The organism is Martinezella lusitana (assembly GCF_016901135.1).
GTDB classification, from domain to species: Bacteria; Pseudomonadota; Alphaproteobacteria; order Rhizobiales; family Rhizobiaceae; genus Rhizobium; species Rhizobium lusitanum_D.
In genome coordinates, this window is the sequence record NZ_JAFEVL010000010.1 from 498,190 (window position 1) to 518,298 (window position 20,109).

A 20,109-nucleotide genomic window follows, 5' to 3' on the forward strand; every position below is an offset into this window, starting at 1 on the left:
ATCCGGTATCCATCTCATCAGACAGGTCCGCAAAAGACTTTGATGAACGAGCGAGCTTCAGCGCCTAGATCACACGATCGAAGGCTAAGTACCCTTTCTCGCCTCTTCATAGCGTCTGGCGCGGATCATCAGCGGTTTCGCCGGCGCTTGAGCGTGCGGCAGTTGCGGGGACGATTTTGGCGCAGGATTCGCCGTCAGATCAGGCAGGTAGGGCGCAGGCTGGCAGCCTTCGCGACCGCTTGCGTTTTGCGGGTCTCGACGCCGGACAATGCGAAACCGTGCGCCGCAACCGGCCGATGCTCGAAGTCCATCTCAAGGCCGGCCTTCGCGATCTTTTCCACCGGTTCCAAACCTTTCCGGACGCCGCCCGCAATTTTGCCAGCGAAAGCCAGCTCGAGCGGCTTCAGGATCTGCAAACCTCGCATTGGGACGTGCTGACGGATGCGCGCTTCGACAGCCTCTATGCCGAGCGTGTCAAGGTTCTCTCCGACAGCGAAAGCAAGATGGGGCTCGACCCGCGCTGGCATGTCGCCGGCCACGGCGTGGTTCTGGAGCATATGCTTGCCGGCATCATCGACGAGATGGGCGGCCGCGCTATCCTGCCGGGAAGCAAACGTCGTGCCCGTGAATTGAGCGAGCTCGTCGCCGCGGTCATTCGCCTCGTCATGATGGATGTCGAGATTGCCGTGTCGCTGCGGTTCAATGAATTGCGTGTCGGCCATCAGCGCGCGCTTGCGGAGCAGCGGGCCGCCGATCGTGCCGAGGCGGCCGATCTCATTGCGGACGTCGTCAACGGTCTTGCCGCGCGCGACCTGACGGTTCGCCTGCCTATGGATTGTCCCGAAGCCTATGCGGAAGTGGCCGAGGCCCTGAACGCGGCTCTGGACGATATCCAGCAGCAATTTGTCGCTCTGTCCGGTGGCGTTCAGGCGGCGGAGACCGCAACGGACGCCATCGCCCGCGCGTCCAGATCCTTCGTCCAGGATTCGGCAGAACAGTCGCAAGGGCTTGCGGCGTCCGCGCGACAGCTCGCCGAACTGGCCGATCAGGTGCGCGGCAATGCGGCCAATACGCGCTCGGCCGAGCGCGCCGCCGCGTCAACCCGGGTGGCTGCGGAAGACAGTGGCCGGATTGTCGGCCAGGCCATATCGGCCATGTCGGATATCGAGACCTCGGCCGAAAAGATCGGCCAGATCATCGGTGTCATCGACGAGATCGCCTTCCAAACCAATCTGCTCGCCCTGAATGCCGGCATCGAAGCCGCCCGCGCCGGCGACAGCGGTCGCGGCTTTGCCGTTGTCGCGCAGGAAGTTCGAGCCCTTGCGCAGCGCTCCGCCGATGCCGCCCGCGAGATCAAGGTTCTGGTAACCGGTACCAAGGCGCAGGTGGATGCCGGCGTGCAGATGGTCGGTCGTACGCAGGACGCGATCGGCAGCATCGTTCGCCAGGTGACCGACATCAATGACGTCATTTCCGGGATCGCGACGGCCAGCGATGAGCAGGCCGTCGGCCTGCATTCGGTCACGACCGATATCGGCGGCTTCAGCCAACGCGCCGCTGCGGGGGAAAACCTCGCAAGCCGCGCGCACGAAGGCGCCGATCATTTGCAGACCGTCGTCGTCGAGCTTGGCCGGACGATCCGCGAATTCTGCATCGAACGCGAACGGCGCCATGCTGCCGCGCCGGTGCAGGTGGCGGCCGCGCGCCAGCGCCAGCTTCCCGGTCGCGACGAGTTCGTTGCCGGGCGGGATGAGGACGATGTGTCCGAATTCGACTTTCCGCTTCGCAGGATCGGGCTGGGAGGCGAGCGGAATGCCTATTGATGTCTCTGTTTCATGCGCATGCGGGCCGTCAGGCCCGATTTCAGACAACTAAGGAATGAAGCGATGCCGAGCAGGAAAAGCGAAAAGGCAGTCAGTCTGGCCGCGGTGCTGGACCTCAACGAGGCCGCGGCACTTCGCGGCAAGTTGATGGGGTTGCGCGGCAGCAATGTCGTGATCGATGCGTCCGGCGTCGAGAGGATCGGGGCCTTGTGCGTTCAGGTCATCATGGCCGCTGCCAAGACGTGGAATGAAGACAAGCTGTCCTTCACCTTCTCCAAGGTGTCGGACGCATTTCAGAAAACGATGCAGGTGATCGGGGTGGATATCTCTCATCTGCTTGCCAAGGAGATCCGGCAATGAAGAAAAAAGTGCTGACCGTGGATGATTCACGGACCATTCGAAACATGCTTCTCGTCACCCTCAACAATGCGGGCTTCGAGACCATTCAGGCCGAAGACGGTGTCGAGGGCCTGGAAATTCTCGAAGAAGCCAACCCGGACGTCATCGTCACCGACATCAACATGCCGCGTCTCGACGGGTTCGGCTTCATCGAGGGCGTGCGCCGCAACGACAAATACCGCGCCGTTCCGATCCTCGTGCTGACGACCGAGAGCGATGCTGAAAAGAAGAACCGTGCCCGCCAGGCCGGCGCGACCGGCTGGATCGTCAAGCCGTTCGATCCCGCCAAGCTGATCGATGCCATCGAGCGTGTAACCGCTTAAACAGGATCCACCCCTCATGGATATGAACGAAATCAAAGAGATTTTCTTCCAGGAGTGCGAAGAGCAACTCGCCGAACTGGAATCCGGTCTCCTGAAAATGAATGATGGCGACCGCGACCCGGAAACCGTCAATGCCGTATTCCGAGCCGTTCATTCCATCAAGGGTGGGGCAGGGGCCTTCGGTCTGGACGACCTGGTCGCATTCGCCCACGTCTTCGAGACCACGCTCGATTGCGTTCGATCCAACAAGCTGGAGCCGACTCAGGATGTCCTGAAGGTCATGCTCAAGGCCGCCGACGTTCTGGCCGACCTGACCAATGCCGCCCGCGACGGCGGCAGTGTCGATCAGGCCCGCAGCCGGGGCCTGGTCAAGGAGCTGGAGGCGCTGGCGCACGGTGCCCTGCCGGCACCATCCGCCGCTGTTGTCGCCGAGGCGGCTCCGAAGGCCGCCACACCCGCGCCCGCGCCGACGGATGACAGCGGCTTCCAGCCGATCCCCTTCAGCTTCGATGATGATTTCGGTGCCGATGAGGCCACTGACGCCGTACCGGAATACGAAGTGAGCTTCAGCCCGCGCTCCGATCTCTACGCCAAGGGCAATGATGCCACGCTGCTGCTGCGCGATCTCGCGCGCTTGGGCGAGATGAGCATCTATTGCGACGTGGATGAGTTGCCGGGTCTTCCCGAACTCGATCCGGAAGCGGCCTATTTCAAGTGGACGATCTCGATCAAGACGGACAAGGGCGAGGATGCAATTCGCACCGTCTTCGAATTTGCCGAATGGGATTGCGACCTTGATGTCCGGCAGGTCGCAGATGCCGCCGGGCCTTCCGGCAACGAAGAATTGCCGATGGTGCCCGTGCCCTTCGATCTTTCCGTCCTCGATGAGGAGGGCACAGGGCCGGAAGCCGAGCCGATCGAGGAAGCACCGCTGCCGAAGAGTGACGTGGCCGCGGCCGTTGCGGCGGCTGAAACCGCCAGCAATGTCACACAGCTCGCCGCCGTCGCCGCTCGCGTCGAAAAGAAGGAAGCAGCCCTGGCGGCCGCCGCCGCTGCCAATGCCGCCGCCGCGCAGAATAGCGCTGCCGCCGCTGCGGGACAGACCATTCGCGTCGACCTCGACCGCGTCGATCGGCTGATCAATCTGGTGGGTGAGCTCGTCATCAACCAGGCCATGCTGTCCCAGAGCGTCATCGAAAACGACAACAACGGCGCATCCTCGATCAACATGGGTCTCGAAGAGCTGCAGCAGCTCACCCGCGAGATCCAGGACAGCGTCATGGCGATCCGCGCCCAGCCGGTGAAGCCGGTGTTCCAGCGCATGTCGCGTATCGTGCGCGAAATCGCCGACATGACGGGCAAGTCGATCCGCCTGATCACCGAGGGCGAGAACACCGAGGTCGACAAGACAGTTATCGACAAGCTCGCCGAACCGCTGACCCATATGATCCGCAATGCCGTCGACCACGGCATCGAAACCCCGGAAAAGCGCGGGACGCTCGGCAAGAACCCGGAAGGTACCGTTCGCCTGACGGCAAAGCACCGTTCGGGCCGCATCCTGATCGAGCTTGCCGATGACGGCGCCGGCATCAACCGCGAAAAGGTGCGCCAGAAGGCGATCGACAATGATCTGATCGCGGCCGACGCCAATCTTTCCGACGAGGAGATCGATAACCTGATCTTCCTGCCGGGCTTTTCGACCGCCGACAAGATTTCCGACATCTCGGGACGTGGTGTCGGCATGGACGTGGTCAAGCGCTCGATCCAGGCGCTCGGCGGCCGCATCAACATCACCTCCAAGCCGGGGCATGGCTCGGTCTTCACCATGAGCCTGCCGCTGACGCTTGCCGTCCTCGACGGCATGGTGGTGACGGTTGCCGGCCAGACCCTGGTCGTGCCGCTCACCGCGATCGTCGAGACGCTGCAGCCGGAGGCCGCCGCCATCCATTCCTTCGGCGCGAACCATCGCCTGATCTCCATCCGCAACAGCTTCTGCCCGCTGGTCGATGTCGGACGCATCCTGAATTTCCGCGCCACCCAGGCCAATCCGGTCGAGGGCGTGGCATTGCTGGTCGAATCGGAAGGTGGCGGTCAGCGTGCGCTCATGGTCGATGCCATCCAGGGTCAGCGTCAGGTCGTCATCAAGAGCCTCGAGGCGAACTACACGCATGTGCCCGGCATTGCGGCCGCGACCATCCTCGGCGATGGCCGCGTTGCCCTGATCCTCGATGTTGATGCGGTGGTCGGCGCCTCGCGCGGTCAGTCTCTGAAGGCCGAAATGTCCTACGCGGCGGTAGGGTGACCCATGTCCCTTGCCGCCAAGAACCTGACGCAGGAGGCCAACGAGCTGATCGCCTTCCGGATAGGCGATCAGGAGTTTTGCGTCGACATCATGTCGGTTCGCGAAATTCGCGGCTGGACACCCGCAACCGCTATGCCGCATGCGCCGGCCTATATGCTTGGTGTCATCAACCTGCGCGGCGCGGTGCTGCCGATCGTCGATCTCTCGGCCCGGCTCGGTATGAAGCGTGCGGAACTGACTGCGCGGCATGTCATCATCGTGGCGCAGGTCAAGCGCAAGGTCGTCGGCCTTGTGGTCGACGCCGTGTCCGACATACTCACGATCACGACCAACAATATTCAGCCGACACCGGAAGTCTCTTCCGACCATGAACGGCAGTTCGCGCGCGGCATCGTCGCAATCGAGCGCCGCATGATCTGCCTGATCGAACTGGAAGCCCTGTTCCCTGAAAACGAAAGCGAAGCTGCATGAGCGTGATGGGAGCAATAGATCTCAAGGCATCGCCAGACGAGGTCCTGGCCAGCGGCGAATATCCGCTGACCCGGCGCGATCTCGCCGAGATCGCCGCCATGATCTATGCGGATGCGGGCATTTCCCTCAACGAAAGCAAGGCGTCGCTGGTCTATTCACGGCTGTCGAAGCATATTCGCGCGCTGGGCCTGCCGGGCTTTCGCGACTATTGCCTGCTGGTCTCCTCTCCGGCGGGAAGCGCTGCACGGCGCGAGATGCTGTCGCATCTGACGACCAATTTCACCCGTTTCTTCCGGGAAAATCATCATTTCGATCATCTTCGCGATGAGGTTCTGCCTGGTCTCCTCGCGCGCGCCAAGGCCGGAGGCCGTGTGCGGATCTGGTCGGCTGCCTGTTCCGACGGGCAGGAGCCCTATTCGATAGCGCTGACGGTTCTGGCGCTCATGCCGAATGCCGCGGACTTCGACTTCAAGATTCTGGCGACGGATATCGACCCCAAGATCCTGAGTCTCGCCCGCGCGGGCGCCTATGACGAAGCAGCCCTCGAGACGATCTCGCCTGCCATGCGCAAGCAATGGTTCCACGAGGTCGATGTTCAGGGGCGACGCAAGTTCCAGATCGACGATCGCGTCAAGCGGCTGATCACCTACAACGAGCTGAACCTGATGGCGCAGTGGCCCCTCAAGGGCACCTTCGACGTCATCTTCTGCCGCAACGTCGTCATCTATTTCGACGAACCGACGCAGGTGAAGATCTGGTCGCGCTTTGCCGGACAGCTGCAGGAGGGTGGCCACCTCTATATCGGCCATTCCGAGCGGGTTTCCGGCGAGGCGAAACACCTCTTCGACAATGTCGGCATTACGACCTACCGCTATCTCGGTAAAAACGCGGGGAGAAAACCATGAGCGCCGCTGCCCGTGTTCTTGTGGTCGACGATTCCCCGACCATGCGTGGCCTGATCACCGCGGTACTGCGCTCCGACCCGGAGGTCGACGTCGTCGGCCAGGCCGGCGACGCGCTCGAAGCGCGCGCCGCGATCAAGGCGCTCAATCCCGACGTCGTCACGCTCGATATCGAGATGCCGAACATGAACGGCCTCGATTTCCTGGAAAAGATCATGACGCTGCGGCCTATGCCGGTCATCATGGTATCCACAATGACACATCGCGGGGCGGATGCGACGCTCGCCGCGCTGGAAATCGGTGCGTTCGATTGTGTCGGAAAGCCCTCCCCGGGCGAGCCGCACCCCTTCGGCGACCTGGCGGAGAAGGTCAAGGCGGCCGCCCGCTCGCAGCGGCAGTATGTCAAGCCCACCGCCAGTCGTACGCCGCCGCCGGCTGTTGCCGATTTCCGCGTCGGCCGCAAGATCGTCGCGGTCGGCTCGTCCACCGGCGGCGTCGAGGCATTGATCAATGTGCTGCAGAAATTTCCGGCCAACTGCCCGCCGACCGTTATCACCCAGCACATGCCTCCGAGCTTCACGCGCAGCTTTGCCGAGCGGCTGAACCGTCTCTGTGCGCCTGTCGTGGAAGAGGCGACCGACGGGGCACGGCTTGAAATCGGCAAGATCTATCTGGCGCCTGGCGGCGACAGGCACCTGCGGGTCGCCAACGCTTCGGCACCCCATTGCCGTCTGGCTGAAGGCGGGCCGGTGAATGGCCATCGCCCTTCCGTCGACGTGCTCTTTGATTCGGTCGCCGAACTGGCGGGCCGCAATGCCGTCGGCGTGATCCTGACCGGCATGGGGCGCGACGGCGCCGCCGGTCTTCTCAAGATGCGTCATGCTGGCGCGCGCACCATCGGCCAGAATGAAAAGACCTGCGTGGTCTACGGAATGCCGAGGGTCGCATTCGAACTCGGTGCAGTCGAACAGCAGTTTCCGCTGAACGCCATTGGCGAGGAAATTTTGAAGGTAACAGCCGCCCGAAAGGAAGGGAGCGAATAATGTCTCTAGCGGAAAAAATCAAAGTTCTGATCGTCGACGATCAGGTCACCAGCCGTCTCTTGTTGAGCGACGCGCTGACACAACTGGGTTTCAAGCAGATTACTGCTGCCGGTGACGGCGAGCAGGGCATGAAGATCATGGAGCAGCAGCCGCACCATCTGGTGATCTCTGATTTCAACATGCCGAAGATGGATGGGCTCGGCCTGCTGCAGGCCGTACGCACCAATCCTACGACGAAGAAGGCGGCCTTTATCATCCTAACGGCTCAAGGCGACCGTGCGCTGGTTCAGAAAGCAGCCCAGCTTGGCGCCAACAACGTTCTGGCCAAGCCTTTCACCATGGAGAAGATGAAAGCGGCCATCGAGGCCGTGTTCGGAGCGCTGAAATGATCGTCGAGGGTGCGGTCCGTCGCATGCACATCATCCAGGGCGAGTACAAGGTCGTCAGCGATCCGGACGTGGTGCTGGCGACCATCCTCGGCTCCTGCGTGGCGGCCTGCCTGCGCGATCCGATCGCTGGCGTCGGTGGCATGAACCATTTCCTCCTCCCGGGGATGGCAACTTCGCCGATGAGCGGTGGCGATGCGACGCGTTACGGCGTGCACCTGATGGAACTTCTGATCAACGGCCTCCTGAAAAAGGGCGCGCGACGCGATCGTCTGGAGGCCAAGGTCTTCGGCGGCGCAAAGACGATCGCGACCTTTTCCAACGTCGGCGAGCAGAATGCGGCTTTCGCCATGCAGTTTCTGAAAGACGAAGGTATCCCGGTTGTCGGCTCCAGCACGGGCGGCGAGCATGGGCGCAAGATCGAATATTGGCCGATCTCCGGACGTGCCAGGCAATACCCGCTAACCGGCGCAGAGACGCAGAAGACCGTGGCGCTCGAGCAGCGTCCGGTTGTTGCACCCAAGCCAGTCGACAACACGATCGAGTTTTTCTGATCAGCGAGGCTACTGTATGACCCCCTTCCAGCGTGCCGAAACGTCCACCCTCGAGGAAACGCTTCCGGCCATCCTCCTGCGCATTGTTTCCGAATTGCATGACGTCGCCTATCTGATCGAACGCATCGAACCGCAACTGCTCGATATCAGTGGCATCAACGTGCTCGAATCGCCCGACACGATGAAGGTCATCCAGGGTATCGATCTCGCTGTCCAGAAGACGCGCGGCATCGCTGAATTCATCGACACGATTGCCGGCGCGATGCCGGAGGGCTGGACGGTCGATCTTGCGACGGCCTTGAGCCTGGTCAAGCTGACGGAAATGCAAAAGGCGCTTGGCGGCGGCAGTTTCCATGCGCATTCCCAGCCCATGGCGAAGGCTGCCGGCGATTTCGATTTCTTCTGATCGAAGCCGGTGACAATGAATGCTGTTTTTCTTATATAATTTTCTCTAATTTACTCCGGGTTTTTTCCGGTTTTTCGGCCCGACGAAACGTTCGCACAAGTTTCGATTTCTATTTTCGCTGCACGGCACAAAGCCATCAGGTCTTTGACGAATCGTGCGAGAACAGAATGAATCTGTTAAATCAATTAGTTCCCTTGCTCCGGAATCTCCAGAATCTCGGGAGAACGCGCCTGCTGATCATGGGCGGCGTGGGCGCAGTTTCGATTGTGCTGGTCCTTCTTGCGGCGCTTTACGTCAATAAGCCCGCCCAGGAGACGCTCTATGTCGGCCTGGATGCCACCGATCTCAATCAGATCAGCATCGCGCTTGCCGAAGCCAAGATCAACTTTCAGGTCGGTACGGATGGCACCAGCCTGACGGTGCCGACCGGCATGACCGGCAAAGCCCGCGCTCTTCTCGCCGAGCGCGGTCTGCCGAATAGCGGCAATGCCGGCTACGAGCTGTTCGACAATGTCGGTTCGCTCGGCCTGACCTCATTCATGCAGGAAGTCACCCGCGTTCGTGCGCTCGAAGGGGAAATCAGCCGCACGATCACCTCCATCGCCGGTATCAGCGCGGCGCGCGTGCACATTGTCATGCAGGATGTCGGCAACTTCCGCAAAGCGGATCAGAAGCCGACAGCCTCGGTCATGATCCGCGCCAGTGCGGAAGCGGCGCGCAAGTCCGCGCCGGCTATCCGGCATCTCGTCGCCTCCGCCGTCCCGGGTCTTGAGGTCGACGACGTCACGATCCTCGATTCGACCGGCCAATTGCTTGCCTCCGGCGACGATCCCAGCAACGGCGCGCTCAGCCGCAATCTCGGCATCGTGCAGAATGTACAGGGCGAAGTTGAGTCGAATATCGACAAGGCGCTCGCACCCTTCCTCGGCATGGACAATTTCCGCTCCAGCGTGACGGCGCAGCTCAATACCGACAGCCAGCAGGTGCAGGAAACAACCTTCGATCCGGATTCGAAGGTCGAGCGCTCCGTCCGCACGGTGAAGGAAGCGCAGAAGTCGCAGCAGAACCAGCCCGACACCGCGGCAACCGTCGAGCAGAATATTCCGCAGGCGGCCCCGCAATCCGGCGGTAACACGCCGACCTCGAACGACCAGTCCGACAAGCGCGAAGAGCAGACCAACTACGAAATCAACAGCAAGACGACGGCGACGACACGCAACAGCTACAAGATCGAGAAGCTGTCCGTTGCCGTGGTCGTCAACAGGGGCCGCGTCGCGCAGATGGTCGGCCAGGGCGCGGATCAGGCGAAGATCGACGCCTATATCGCCGAGATGCAGAAGATCGTGGCGACTGCAGCCGGCGTCGACTCGAGCCGTGGCGACATCGTCACCGTCAATGCGATGGACTTCCTCGACAACCAGCTGCTCGACGACAATTCCTCCAGCTTCAGCGTCATGGACATGCTGGGCCGCAACATGGCCGGCATCATCAACTCGCTCGCCTTCGTCGCGGTCGCCTTCCTGATCGTCTGGATGGGCTTCCGCCCACTGATCCGCTCGCTCGGCGGTGGCGCGGGCAGCGGCACGGCTCTGCCGGAAGCAGCGGGGCTGGAGCTGCCAGACTTCGCTCCTGCGGTCGGCGGACCCGGCGCAGCCCTGATGGACGGCTTCGGCTCGGATTTCGGCTTCGACAGTACCGACGATCTGCTGACGATGGGCGACGATGGCGGCACCTTCAACCGCCGCGTCAAGGAAGGGCCGGAACGCCGCCTTTCGCGAATGGTGGAGATTAGCGAGGAACGAGCCGCGAAGATCCTCAGAAAATGGGCCGTCGACAAGGCAGCCTGATGAAAGGACCGGGAGAGATCCCGGTCCTTTCCCATTTGAGGTGCTTGAAATGCCGCAGTTTCCCCGATGCCTTCGCCGGGGTCTCTCTGACGCAACTGGGTAATTTGACGTGTGCGTAAGATGGAATTTCGCCGGAAAGCCCGTTGCTGGGTAGAAAGAATCGACTTACAACTGGGGTGCCTTTCCGCCATAGTTGTTCAAACAGCGCGAATCGGCCCTCGATTTCCGTGTTTCGCAGGTTCGAAGAGTTTGCAGAGTCCGGAACGCGGAAAAATCAATTCACGGTTCGGTGGTTGTGTATGCGGCGATTGATGCCAATGCGATTGCCGACATGGAATTCAGTGGTGAGTGCGCTCATCTGCCCCGCCCGCGCCGGGATGTGTTTGTGTCGCGGTAGAGAATGAATCGGCGCGGATGCCTTGCCGAGAATCGAAGCGGCTTTCTTGGCGATGCGCTGTTTGCTGACGGAACAATGCTCTCGTTGACAGCCGATCGTCTAGCAGCGGCAGGAAATGCAAGAATGGATATGCAGATATCGCAGGTGAGCAAGGGCGACAGGGACGCGCGATCAGCGGCATCCTTTGGCGCCATGTCGCGTGAGCAGCTCATTCTGCAGCTCAGCGCCATTGCCGGCCCATCCTATCTGCAGGCCGGCCTGCGCGCGCTGGCGAGCTATGCCGGCGCCTCTCACTATCTTCTGGCTCGGTGCGATCTCATACAGGAGAACGGCCTCGATTTCGTCGTCGCTTGCGATTGGCCTTTCGATCTTGTCAGGCGCCTTGCACCGGAGTTGACGAGCGGCTATGGCCGCACCGGCGAGTTGGAAAAATGCATGGCGCTGTTCCAGGCGAATGCGGCTGTGCTGCCCGACGATGTCGAGCTGCCGGAAGGCGTCGGTCGCCAATATTACGCGATGACCTTCAACGTCGGCCGCACGCGCTTCTCCTTGCTGTTGTTGGCCCGCGACTCCATGCCGCTCTTGCTCGAACGGCTGCGCGATGTCGGTCTGTTGTCGGGTTATCTTGCCAGCTTCACGCGTTGCATCGAAGTCAAGTCGGATCGCGATTTCGATCTGACTGAACGTGAGCTGGAATGTCTGTTCTGGATCGCCGAGGGCAAGACGAGCGACGAGATTGCCATGATCCTCGGAATATCGCGCAATACCATCAACAATTACATCACCAGTGTCATGCGCAAGACCGCGACCAAGACCAGATCGGAGGCAATTGCCTTCGCCGTCCGAAACAATCTCGTTTGAAGGCTCAGTGAATGCGATATCAGCCAGACAGGACGACGGGTATGCCGGGAGAAACACGGCTTACCCGCTCGGGCAGGATTTCTGGCCGCTCCGATCTTTTTCCGAAGCTCGTATCGATGCTGAAGTTGATCGATGCGCAGCATTTTGCGGTTTACCGTCTCCATGGCTCCGGCCTGCCGCACAAGCAGCGCCTGGTATGCGAGATCGACAATTGGGGCTCTGCGAACTCCGTCGTCGGCAAGGCTTTCGTCGAAGCCTATAGCGATGCGCTGATCGAGCATATCGAGAAATCGTTGCTTCCTCTCATGTGGAACGGCCGCGATAGCGACAGCACCGCCGAGACGCCGGACTTCGCCTCGTTCACGCAGCGCCTGAAACCGCATCTCGTGCCATTTGCCGGCGTTGCCTTTCCCGTACGCCTGGGTAGCGTGGGGAACGGCTATGTCGTCTTCACGGCAAAATTCATGGATTTGGCGAGCGACATGATCGTGGAGTTGCACGGTCGCAGCTGCCAGCTCATGATGGAGCTCCTGTCGCTTGATGAGCGCCGTTCGCAGGCCGCCGAAGCACTCAGCGAGCGTGAGATCGTCTGTCTGCAGCTCGCCGGCGACGGCCGGATCAGCGAGGAAATTGCCGAGAAGCTCGGATTGTCGGTACACACCGTCAACGCTTATCTCGGCTCGGCCACGATCAAGCTTGACAGCGTCAACCGCATCCAGGCGATCGCGAAGGCAATCCGCTTCGGCTATATAAGCTGACAGGCTGAGCTGCAGCGCCGCGGCGGATAGCCCTCGTCAAATAAATTGCAAGATTTGGAAGCAGCTCAGCTCGCGCGAGCAATTTCGCCATGGATTGCGTAGCGGGCATCCATGAGACTACGTGCGAGCAGCGCCGTATTCTCGTCCGGATCGGTCGACGCCCTGTCAAAGGCGATGTGATTGATCTCGATGCCGGCATGATGCTCGGCCAGTGCCAGTTTCGCATAGATGGTGACGCCGCGCGGCTTGATTTCGAGGTCGATTGTGACCTCCGCCGGGCCGCCCCAATCGAGCTTGTAATCGCCGCCAAGCCCGAAATTAACTGTGCCGGGGAGGAAATAGAGCTCGGCCGCCGAGGCAACGAGGTCAGCGAGATTACCGTATCGTTCGAAACGCAGCAGCGATATCAGGTCGGCGGCGTCGAGGAGGCGCAGCTCGCTCGCGACCGGGCTGATGGCTTCGGCAAGTATTTGTTCACGTTGGGCAGAGTAGGGGCATTTTTTCATTTGGTTTATCGTACCCGTTTTCTATTCGACTGCGCGGCGTAGATCCTATGGATGAGCTCGGCGACAGCTTTGTAAAATACTGACGGAATGACGCTATCAACCGAGACTTGCGCAAACATGGAGCGTGCGAGGGGCACGTCTTCGAAAACGGGAATATTGTTGGCCTCCGCTATCTCTCTGATTTTCAAGGCGATAAGGTCCTGCCCCTTCGCGACGACGATGGGCGCGTCATTCTCTTCGCGCACATAGCGCAGCGCCACGGCAAAGTGCGTCGGGTTGGCGATGACAAGGGTCGCGCGCGGCACTTGCTTCATCATGCGGCGCCGGGCGCGGTCTCGCGCGATCGAGCGCTGGCGCGATTTGACGATCGGGTCGCCCTGGGACTGTTTATGTTCGTCCTTGATCTCCTGCCTGGTCATTTTCAGCTGATCGAACCAGTGATGTCGGCTCCACAACACGTCGCCGATACCGACGACCGCCGTCGCCATGAGCACGATGACCAGGATTCGCTGAACGATCGTCGACAGACGCACGAAGATCGTCTGAGGGTCGGAAGACATGGAGTCCATCGCGTGGAAGAACTGGCTTCGCAGCACGAAAAACATGATGATGCCGACCAGCACGATCTTGGCGAGAGATTTGCAGAATTCCACCAGGCCGGATGTGCTGAAGATCCGCTTCCATCCAGAGACGGGCGATATTCGGGAGAATTGCGGCTGGATGCGGTTGAGAACCGGCGTCGGCAGATTCTGGAACATCGAGGAGCCGATGCCGAAGGTGAAGAACAACACGACGGCGGGCAGCACCAGGTTGCCGACTTCCCAGCCCAGGCGGGTGAACAGCAACATGGCGTCGGGCCCCGTTTCAAGCTGCCATTGATCGGGCTTTTCGAAGAGGTCGCGCAGGACTTCGCCCATGCGGCCCAAGCGCTCCGGCAGGAAGAAGGTGACGTAGATGATGGTCGCGAGCATGGAAGCAAAGATGGTTGCCTCCCTGGAGTGGGGAACGTTGCCCTTGTCCACCGTGTCGCGGAGTTTTTTCTCCGTCGGCTTTTCTGTTTTACTGTCCTTGTCTTCGTCAGCCAAAACAGCCGTCCTTCATGAAACGGAAAGAGGCCGCGCATCACACGCGGCCCTGAGCTTGAACATACTAAGACGAATTAGGTGAGTCGTGCCGAGATTACGCTGCTTCTTCCACAGGCGTGTTTTCCTTGGGCTTGAGCTCGATCTGGCCGGAATTGGCGAGCCGGATGGCCTCCTGCGCGATGGCGCGTCTCGCGACGGCGATTTCGCGTGGGTTGATGCCGGTGTTGCCCATCTGCAGATCGGATTCGATCATGCGCCGTTGGCGCGGACTGATCGAGGAAAGCACGATCTCGCGGATTTCGGAGTTCGAACCCCGGAGCGCCATGGTGAGGATGTCGGCGGCGATGTCGTTGAGCAGCAGCACGCGGCTCGGCTGCGGCATGCGGGTGAGATCGTCGAAGAGGAAGATCTTCGGACGGACCTTTTCGACCGATTCCTTGTTGAGCGATTCCAGCGAATTCAGCAGGGTATCGACCACCGGCTTGTCGAGTTCGTTCATCAGATCCGCGACCTTGGTCGAGCCGGAAGCGTTGCGTTCGGCATCGACCTCCGCCATCAGCCCGAGAACGCGGTTCTCGATGATCTGCGCCGCCTTCGGGCTGACTTCCTTCAGGTTGACCGTGCGGTTCATGATGTCGGGGCGCTGCGCTTCCGGAAGCTGCAGCAATACCTTCGCGCCGAAGGCCGACGGCATCATCGACAGCACATAGGCGATGGTTTGCGGATGCTCGCGCAGGAGGAACTTGGCGACGAAAACCGGATCGGCCTCGCCGAGACGGTCCCATATCGAGGTTTCGTAAGCCTGGAAGGCGGTACGCCTGCCGAGCAGGCTGTCTACCTCGTCCGGCGTCAGGCCTTCCTCGAGAATGCTCTCGATGGCCTTGGCGTTATCCATCAGGCCGGCGCCCTCCGTGAAGAGGTCCTCGAATTCCGCCACGAGTAGCGCCAATTCATCCGGCGGAATGAGCCTCAGCGATTGCGCCGAGGCGATGATGAGCTGCAGCTCATTCTGGGTAAAATACTTGAGCAGCCGTCCCGCCACCTGCTTACCCATGGCAAGAAGGACGGCCGCCGCCTTTTCAGTCTGAGATAACGGTTTCTCGGCAAGCGCGCCGCTGAAATCGTCAAAGTCCATCATGGTCTTCGTCTCCATCCCGCACGGGGAGTGGGCTCATCCTGAGCCGGGTTCAGCTTTTCTTCGTATTGTATATTTCAATGAGCTTGATACCGAACCTGGTGTCATCATGTTCCAGAACGGTAATTTCGCCCCGGCCGATCTTGCGGCCGTTTACGGTAATTTCGACCGGCTCGCCGATCTTCTTGTCGAGTGCGATAATGGCACCCTCGGTCAGGTTCATCAGGCCGGAGACCTGCATCCGGCTATTGCCGAGAACAATCTGGACGTCGATCGGGATATCCATGATCAGGTCGAGATTGGCGGCAAGAGCGCTACCCGGCGCGGCGGCCACAGAGGACGGGCTACCGAAGTCGCCGTCGCCGAAGGCCGAGCCGGAATTGTCGTCGTCAAAATCGCCGAAGGTCGAAAGGCCCGTGCTTGGCTCCGCGCCGAATGCATCGGGGTCGAAATCCGGCATGTTGCCTTCAGTGTCCTTTTTCAGGACGCCGCGCAGACCATCGATGGCCTCGTCCAATGCGGCGTCGCTGCTTGAAACTTCGAGCGATTCCTCGCTGCTTTGCTGTATCGTCTTCGTAGCCATGAAATCACTATTCCAGTTGAAACTTGCCTCAAGCTGCCGTGGGTGGCGGGCAACCGCCAGCCGGTCAATTCATCAGGTGCCGAAGAAGCTCGTCATCGGAATTCACATTGTCCTTGACGCGCACCGTATAGTTTTCGCCAGAGCGGCCGAACTCGCAGATGTAGAGATCCTTGCTGTTGGCGCTGACCTCGACCCGGACCTCGCCGTCATCCATGAATGGAATGACGTCGCCGACGGCGAGCCTGGAAATCGTATCGAGCGTTAGGGATTGCAGCCGGATGCGCGCATCCAGCGTCACCTGCGAGCGACGCACCTGCTCGCCGAGCTGTTCCGACCATGTCTCGGAGGCTGCCGTCGTGTTCTTCGCCCGCGGTGCGCTGACGACGGTCCGCAACAGCTCGCGCTGGGGCACGATGATGACGACCTGGGAAAGCGACTTGCCGAGCGAGACCGTCATCGTGATCGCTGCGGCGAATTCATCGTTTTCGCCGCTGACCGGTGCCGGACGATCTTCGACGTTGTGGGGCGGGTCCAGATAGGGCTCGAAGCCGCCGGTCGCATTGACGGCCGAACGCAACACATTGGCGATCTTGTCGAACACCATGACGGAAAGATCGAGTTCGATCACCGAAAGCGGCCGGGGAACGGCGGCTTCCATGTCCTCCGGACGGGCTCCCAGCATATGTTCCATGAGCGTCATGATAAAGCCGGCGCCGCAGCCGAGCACGAATTTCGGCGCCCAGTTGCGCAGCGAGCCGTTTACCAGGGCGTAGTTGCCGCCGAGCCCGGCAACCAGGTCGTTCATGAGGCCCGGCTGACAGCTGGTATAGCCGATCCCTATGTCGAGACCGGTTTCGCTCTTGATCATATCGGGCAGAAATTCAGCATAGACCTGGCCGAACGCCGTGCCGAGCTTTGTGAGCGCCGCCTCATCGCCAAGGCTGCCGGTGAGCTTGGCGTAGAGGGCGCGATCCATCGTCTGCGTCTTGTGTGCGGATTGCTGGCTCATGGTCATCAGGCTGCCTTGCTCTCACCGCCGGGGTTCATCATTTCCTGCTCGACGGCGTCGATGGACGGACGCTCGTAGGAGGAGATGGTCTTGCGACCATATTCGAGCGCCACCTGCGGTACGGAGCCGTTCATATAGGCCAGCAGCGTCTGCTTCACGATGACGTAGAGACGATGCTGCTTGTTGCGCACGACCTTGATCTGCGAGACCAGCGGCGCGCAGACTGAGTAGGACAGGATGATGCCGAGGAAGGTGCCGACCAGCGCCGAGCCGATGAGATGGCCGAGCACTTCGGGTGATTCGTTGATGTGGCTCATGGCCTTGATGACGCCGAGAACGGCGGCGACGATACCGATGGCGGGGAAGGAATCGCCCATGATCGTGATCGAATGATAGGGCTTCATCTTATCGTGCTGCATGGTGTTGAGCTCTTCATCCATCAGCGCCTCGATCTCGTGGGAGCGGGCGTTGCCTATGATGATGAGACGGACATAATCGCAGATGAAGGCCGTCAGATCCTTGTTCTTCAGCACGGTCGGCGCCGCCCTGAAGATCACCGATTCATCGGGGTTGTCGATATGGGCTTCGATTTCGTTGCGCGACTTGGTGCGCAGGTCCCGCATCAGGGCGTAGAGCACGCCGAGCGTGTCGAGATAGTCGCGCTCCTTCGGAACCGCGTGCCGGAACGCTTCCAGCAAGGCCTTGCCCGAGTCCTTCACGACCTTCATCGGATTGGCCATGATGAAGCCGCCGAGGCCGGCGCCTGCGATAATGACAAATTCGAAGGGCTGGAACAGCGCGCCTACGTCTCCGCCCATGGCCATGAAGCTGCCTATGATGCAGCCGCAGGTCACTACAAATCCGATAATAATGTTCATCGTCGGTCCACACCTGAACGTTGCTTCATACGATGAACTAGGAGACCTGCCTTGCGTGAGGCTGTTCGCCGTGTTGTGCGGCCGCCTTTCGTCTTGTCAGCTTCGCACAAGCCAATGCAGGCAGAGTAACGGGCAAGGGCATCCATGCCCCGCTAACGAAATGTAGGACCGCCGTTCGGCGTTTCCTTTCCCGTTATTCTCCAATGTCCGGAGGGCGTTGAAAATGCAGTCTGGTATCTATGTGGCGCTGTCGTCCCAAATGGCGCTTGAGCGGCGTCTGACGACGATCGCCGACAACTTGGCAAACGTGAATACGACGGGCTTCCGGGGCACCGAGGTCAAGTTCGATCAAGTCCTCAGCAATACCGAAAACAAGCTCAACGCCAAAGTCGCCTTCGTGTCGCAAGGCAACGACTATCTCTCGACCGACAATGGCGAATTGCAGAACACCGGCAATCTATTCGACTTCGCCGTCAAGGGCGATGCCTGGTTCGGCCTCAACACGCCGGCGGGTCTGGTGTTGACACGCGACGGCCGTTTCACCATGACCGACAGCGGTGCGCTGGTGTCCGTGCGGGGCTTTCCCGTGCTCGATCCCGGCGGCGGACCAATCCAGCTCGACCCGGCGGGCGGCGCGCCGACCGTCTCGTCGGATGGCACCATCTCGCAGGCCGGCAAGCGCATGGGCCAGATCGGTCTCTATAATTCGGATGTCGGCAAAGGCTTCCTGCGCTACGAGAACAGCGGCATTCTGCCGACGGATACGCCCCAGCCGGTTGTCGACCGCTCCAACGTCGGCGTCGCCCAGGGTTACCTCGAAAACTCCAACGTCAACGGCATGCGGGAAATGACCAAGCTGATCGAGGTCAACCGCGCCTTCGACAATATCAGCACGCTTACGAGCAGCAGTGAGGGCACGCTCACTGACGCGATCAAGACCCTCGGCGGCAGCCAGTAAAGAGGGCGGATCATGTTCGAGGATCGGTTGCCGGATGGCGCGTTGTCGCCGAAGCTTTCGCACATGGCTGTCCTGGCAGGCCAGTATGCGATGGCGGAAAATGCCGTGGCCCATGGCGGCCACGTGCGGACGATCGCCGCCGGGCATTACACGGTTGCCGGTCTCTCCAGACAGGTGCGTCTCGGCGATTTTGTCGCGCATCGTTCGCAGACGGGCGTCCATCTCGGCGAGGTCGTCCGCGTCGAGCCGGAGCTGACCTATGTCTGTCCGATCGAGCCGGGAGAACCGATCGGCATTCAGGATACCATCATCCGCAAGGGCGCCTTCCGCATCGGGCCGAACGACGGCTGGTGCGGCCGCACGATCAATTCGCTGGGTGAACCGATCGACGGGCTGGGGCCGCTGGCGGTGGGACTGGAATCGCGCGCCATCTCCAACACCGCGCCACCCTCGATGATGCGCAAGCGCGTCGATACCGGCTTCAAGACCGGCGTGCGCGCCATCGATATCTTTTCGCCGCTGTGCCTCGGCCAGCGCCTCGGCATCTTTGCCGGCTCCGGCGTCGGCAAGTCGACGCTGCTGTCAATGCTGGCCAGAGCCGACGCCTTCGACAAGGTGGTGATTGCGCTGGTCGGCGAACGAGGCCGCGAAGTGCGCGAATTCATCGAGGACACGCTCGGCACGCACATGCGGAAATCGGTGGCCGTCGTCGCGACCAGCGACGAGAGTCCGATGCTGCGCAAGATGGCGCCGCTGTCGGCGATGACCATCGCCGAACATTTCCGCGATCAGGGCGACAACGTGCTGTTGATCGTCGATAGCGTCACCCGCTTCGCCCATGCTATTCGCGAGGTTGCGACCGCGTCCGGTGAACCGCCGATTGCGCGCGGATATCCCGCCTCGGTCTTCACCGAACTGCCGCGTCTTCTAGAGCGCGCCGGCCCAGGGCCGGAGGGCACCGGCACGATCACCGCCATCATTTCCATCCTCGTCGACGGCGACAATCATAATGATCCGATCGCCGATTCCATCCGCGGTATTCTCGACGGTCATATCGTCCTGCAGCGCAGCCTTGCCGAGGAAGGCCGCTATCCACCGATCGATCCGCTGGCGTCGATCTCACGTCTGGCGCGCAAGGCCTGGACGCCGGATCAGGAAAAACTGGTTTCGCGTCTGAAGGCGCTTGTGCATCGCTATGAAGAAACCAGGGACTTGCGCCTCATCGGCGGATACCGCCAGGGGGCCGACGCGGATCTCGATATCGCCGTCCGCCAGGTTCCGATCATCTACGAGATACTGAAGCAGACCCCTGGCGAGCGGCCATCGGCAGACGCGTTTACCGACCTTGCGACCGCTTTGAAGAATGCCTCGGCCGGAGTGGTTCCGGCCAAGGGAAGATAGCGGTGGCAAGTTGCATCACCTCATCCATCCCTTTGAATTCAAATATCTTATTCGCAGCTAGCCGACACTTCCGAACTTCGTG

At 60.9% G+C, this 20,109-nt stretch carries 21 protein-coding genes; 15 read left to right on the forward strand and 6 right to left on the reverse strand.

Annotation, left to right across the window (positions count from 1 at the left end; all coding sequences use genetic code 11):
* Positions 1–176: 176 nt before the first annotated feature.
* The 13 genes from JTP94_RS05380 to visR all read left to right on the forward strand — a co-directional run bounded on the left by JTP94_RS05380 (position 177) and on the right by visR (position 12,472).
* Positions 177–1,823, forward strand: a complete 1,647-nt coding sequence (locus JTP94_RS05380; protein WP_204849495.1) for a globin-coupled sensor protein — start codon at positions 177–179, stop codon at positions 1,821–1,823.
* Between the two features lie 63 nt (positions 1,824–1,886).
* Entirely contained in the window at positions 1,887–2,183 is a 297-nt protein-coding gene (locus JTP94_RS05385) for an STAS domain-containing protein (protein WP_034513720.1), read from the forward strand.
* Positions 2,180–2,545, forward strand: a complete 366-nt coding sequence (cheY1, locus tag JTP94_RS05390) for a chemotaxis response regulator CheY1 (RefSeq protein ID WP_034488652.1) — start codon at positions 2,180–2,182, stop codon at positions 2,543–2,545. The genes JTP94_RS05385 and cheY1 overlap by 4 nt, the downstream gene beginning before the upstream one ends.
* Before the next feature lie 16 nt (positions 2,546–2,561).
* The gene (locus tag JTP94_RS05395; RefSeq protein WP_204849496.1) at positions 2,562–4,847 is read left to right on the forward strand and encodes a chemotaxis protein CheA; all 2,286 of its coding nucleotides are present in this window, start codon (positions 2,562–2,564) and stop codon (positions 4,845–4,847) included.
* Between the two features lie 3 nt (positions 4,848–4,850).
* The gene (locus JTP94_RS05400) at positions 4,851–5,318 is read left to right on the forward strand and encodes a chemotaxis protein CheW (RefSeq protein ID WP_204849497.1); all 468 of its coding nucleotides are present in this window, start codon (positions 4,851–4,853) and stop codon (positions 5,316–5,318) included.
* A complete protein-coding gene (cheR, locus tag JTP94_RS05405) occupies positions 5,315–6,223 on the forward strand; it encodes a protein-glutamate O-methyltransferase CheR (protein WP_204849498.1) in 909 nt (302 codons plus the stop codon). The genes JTP94_RS05400 and cheR overlap by 4 nt, the downstream gene beginning before the upstream one ends.
* Positions 6,220–7,263: a chemotaxis response regulator protein-glutamate methylesterase gene (gene cheB, locus JTP94_RS05410; RefSeq protein WP_204849499.1), complete on the forward strand. Its 1,044-nt coding sequence runs from the start codon at positions 6,220–6,222 to the stop codon at positions 7,261–7,263. The genes cheR and cheB overlap by 4 nt, the downstream gene beginning before the upstream one ends.
* Entirely contained in the window at positions 7,263–7,652 is a 390-nt protein-coding gene (locus JTP94_RS05415; RefSeq protein WP_034513711.1) for a response regulator, read from the forward strand. Before cheB ends, JTP94_RS05415 begins: the two co-directional genes overlap by 1 nt.
* Positions 7,649–8,203 (forward strand): chemoreceptor glutamine deamidase CheD, encoded by a 555-nt coding sequence (gene cheD / locus JTP94_RS05420; RefSeq protein WP_034513709.1) that lies wholly within the window; start codon positions 7,649–7,651, stop codon positions 8,201–8,203. Before JTP94_RS05415 ends, cheD begins: the two co-directional genes overlap by 4 nt.
* Before the next feature lie 16 nt (positions 8,204–8,219).
* Complete coding sequence (locus JTP94_RS05425; protein ID WP_204849500.1) at positions 8,220–8,609, forward strand: hypothetical protein; 390 nt, start codon at positions 8,220–8,222, stop codon at positions 8,607–8,609.
* 167 nt (positions 8,610–8,776) lie between these two features.
* Positions 8,777–10,456 (forward strand): flagellar basal-body MS-ring/collar protein FliF, encoded by a 1,680-nt coding sequence (fliF, locus tag JTP94_RS05430; RefSeq protein ID WP_204849501.1) that lies wholly within the window; start codon positions 8,777–8,779, stop codon positions 10,454–10,456.
* Positions 10,457–10,976: 520 nt separating this feature from the next.
* On the forward strand, positions 10,977–11,714 hold the full coding sequence (gene visN, locus JTP94_RS05435; protein ID WP_204849502.1) for a transcriptional regulator VisN: 738 nt from the start codon (positions 10,977–10,979) through the stop codon (positions 11,712–11,714).
* 11 nt (positions 11,715–11,725) lie between these two features.
* The gene (visR, locus tag JTP94_RS05440; protein WP_204849503.1) at positions 11,726–12,472 is read left to right on the forward strand and encodes a transcriptional regulator VisR; all 747 of its coding nucleotides are present in this window, start codon (positions 11,726–11,728) and stop codon (positions 12,470–12,472) included.
* Positions 12,473–12,537: 65 nt separating this feature from the next.
* Here the strand turns inward: visR and JTP94_RS05445 are convergent, their stop codons facing one another.
* The 6 genes from JTP94_RS05445 to motA all read right to left on the reverse strand — a co-directional run bounded on the left by JTP94_RS05445 (position 12,538) and on the right by motA (position 17,668).
* On the reverse strand, positions 12,538–12,978 hold the full coding sequence (locus JTP94_RS05445) for a hypothetical protein (protein ID WP_204849504.1): 441 nt from the start codon (positions 12,976–12,978) through the stop codon (positions 12,538–12,540).
* A 5-nt stretch (positions 12,979–12,983) separates the two neighbouring features.
* A complete protein-coding gene (gene flhB, locus JTP94_RS05450; protein ID WP_204849505.1) occupies positions 12,984–14,063 on the reverse strand; it encodes a flagellar biosynthesis protein FlhB in 1,080 nt (359 codons plus the stop codon).
* A gap of 94 nt (positions 14,064–14,157) precedes the next feature.
* On the reverse strand, positions 14,158–15,201 hold the full coding sequence (gene fliG / locus JTP94_RS05455; RefSeq protein WP_204849506.1) for a flagellar motor switch protein FliG: 1,044 nt from the start codon (positions 15,199–15,201) through the stop codon (positions 14,158–14,160).
* Between the two features lie 49 nt (positions 15,202–15,250).
* Positions 15,251–15,781 carry a flagellar motor switch protein FliN gene (gene fliN, locus JTP94_RS05460; RefSeq protein ID WP_204849507.1) on the reverse strand — a complete coding sequence of 177 codons (531 nt, stop codon included), beginning with the start codon at positions 15,779–15,781 and terminating at the stop codon, positions 15,251–15,253.
* 64 nt (positions 15,782–15,845) lie between these two features.
* Positions 15,846–16,796: a FliM/FliN family flagellar motor switch protein gene (locus tag JTP94_RS05465; protein ID WP_204849508.1), complete on the reverse strand. Its 951-nt coding sequence runs from the start codon at positions 16,794–16,796 to the stop codon at positions 15,846–15,848.
* Positions 16,796–17,668, reverse strand: coding sequence for a flagellar motor stator protein MotA (gene motA, locus JTP94_RS05470; protein ID WP_204849509.1), 873 nt, complete (start codon positions 17,666–17,668; stop codon positions 16,796–16,798). The genes JTP94_RS05465 and motA overlap by 1 nt, the downstream gene beginning before the upstream one ends.
* Before the next feature lie 223 nt (positions 17,669–17,891).
* Here motA and flgF point away from each other — a divergent pair, with 223 nt between their 5' ends.
* On the forward strand, positions 17,892–18,626 hold the full coding sequence (gene flgF / locus JTP94_RS05475; RefSeq protein WP_204849510.1) for a flagellar basal-body rod protein FlgF: 735 nt from the start codon (positions 17,892–17,894) through the stop codon (positions 18,624–18,626).
* Between the two features lie 12 nt (positions 18,627–18,638).
* Positions 18,639–20,027, forward strand: coding sequence for a flagellar protein export ATPase FliI (fliI, locus tag JTP94_RS05480; RefSeq protein WP_204849511.1), 1,389 nt, complete (start codon positions 18,639–18,641; stop codon positions 20,025–20,027).
* Positions 20,028–20,109 lie beyond the last annotated feature (82 nt).

What these genes read in the sequence shown, in the direction of transcription:
- JTP94_RS05385 (WP_034513720.1), top strand. Translation starts at nt 1,887, where the DNA reads ATGCCGAGCAGGAAAAGCGAAAAGGCAGTCAGTCTGGCCGCGGTGCTG.
- cheY1 (WP_034488652.1), top strand. Translation starts at nt 2,180, where the DNA reads ATGAAGAAAAAAGTGCTGACCGTGGATGATTCACGGACCATTCGAAAC.
- JTP94_RS05395 (WP_204849496.1), top strand. Translation starts at nt 2,562, where the DNA reads ATGGATATGAACGAAATCAAAGAGATTTTCTTCCAGGAGTGCGAAGAG.
- JTP94_RS05400 (WP_204849497.1), top strand. Translation starts at nt 4,851, where the DNA reads ATGTCCCTTGCCGCCAAGAACCTGACGCAGGAGGCCAACGAGCTGATC.
- cheR (WP_204849498.1), top strand. Translation starts at nt 5,315, where the DNA reads ATGAGCGTGATGGGAGCAATAGATCTCAAGGCATCGCCAGACGAGGTC.
- cheB (WP_204849499.1), top strand. Translation starts at nt 6,220, where the DNA reads ATGAGCGCCGCTGCCCGTGTTCTTGTGGTCGACGATTCCCCGACCATG.
- JTP94_RS05415 (WP_034513711.1), top strand. Translation starts at nt 7,263, where the DNA reads ATGTCTCTAGCGGAAAAAATCAAAGTTCTGATCGTCGACGATCAGGTC.
- cheD (WP_034513709.1), top strand. Translation starts at nt 7,649, where the DNA reads ATGATCGTCGAGGGTGCGGTCCGTCGCATGCACATCATCCAGGGCGAG.
- JTP94_RS05425 (WP_204849500.1), top strand. Translation starts at nt 8,220, where the DNA reads ATGACCCCCTTCCAGCGTGCCGAAACGTCCACCCTCGAGGAAACGCTT.
- fliF (WP_204849501.1), top strand. Translation starts at nt 8,777, where the DNA reads ATGAATCTGTTAAATCAATTAGTTCCCTTGCTCCGGAATCTCCAGAAT.
- visN (WP_204849502.1), top strand. Translation starts at nt 10,977, where the DNA reads ATGGATATGCAGATATCGCAGGTGAGCAAGGGCGACAGGGACGCGCGA.
- visR (WP_204849503.1), top strand. Translation starts at nt 11,726, where the DNA reads ATGCGATATCAGCCAGACAGGACGACGGGTATGCCGGGAGAAACACGG.
- JTP94_RS05445 (WP_204849504.1), bottom strand. Translation starts at nt 12,978, where the DNA reads ATGAAAAAATGCCCCTACTCTGCCCAACGTGAACAAATACTTGCCGAA.
- fliG (WP_204849506.1), bottom strand. Translation starts at nt 15,201, where the DNA reads ATGATGGACTTTGACGATTTCAGCGGCGCGCTTGCCGAGAAACCGTTA.
- fliN (WP_204849507.1), bottom strand. Translation starts at nt 15,781, where the DNA reads ATGGCTACGAAGACGATACAGCAAAGCAGCGAGGAATCGCTCGAAGTT.
- JTP94_RS05465 (WP_204849508.1), bottom strand. Translation starts at nt 16,796, where the DNA reads ATGACCATGAGCCAGCAATCCGCACACAAGACGCAGACGATGGATCGC.
- motA (WP_204849509.1), bottom strand. Translation starts at nt 17,668, where the DNA reads ATGAACATTATTATCGGATTTGTAGTGACCTGCGGCTGCATCATAGGC.
- flgF (WP_204849510.1), top strand. Translation starts at nt 17,892, where the DNA reads ATGCAGTCTGGTATCTATGTGGCGCTGTCGTCCCAAATGGCGCTTGAG.
- fliI (WP_204849511.1), top strand. Translation starts at nt 18,639, where the DNA reads ATGTTCGAGGATCGGTTGCCGGATGGCGCGTTGTCGCCGAAGCTTTCG.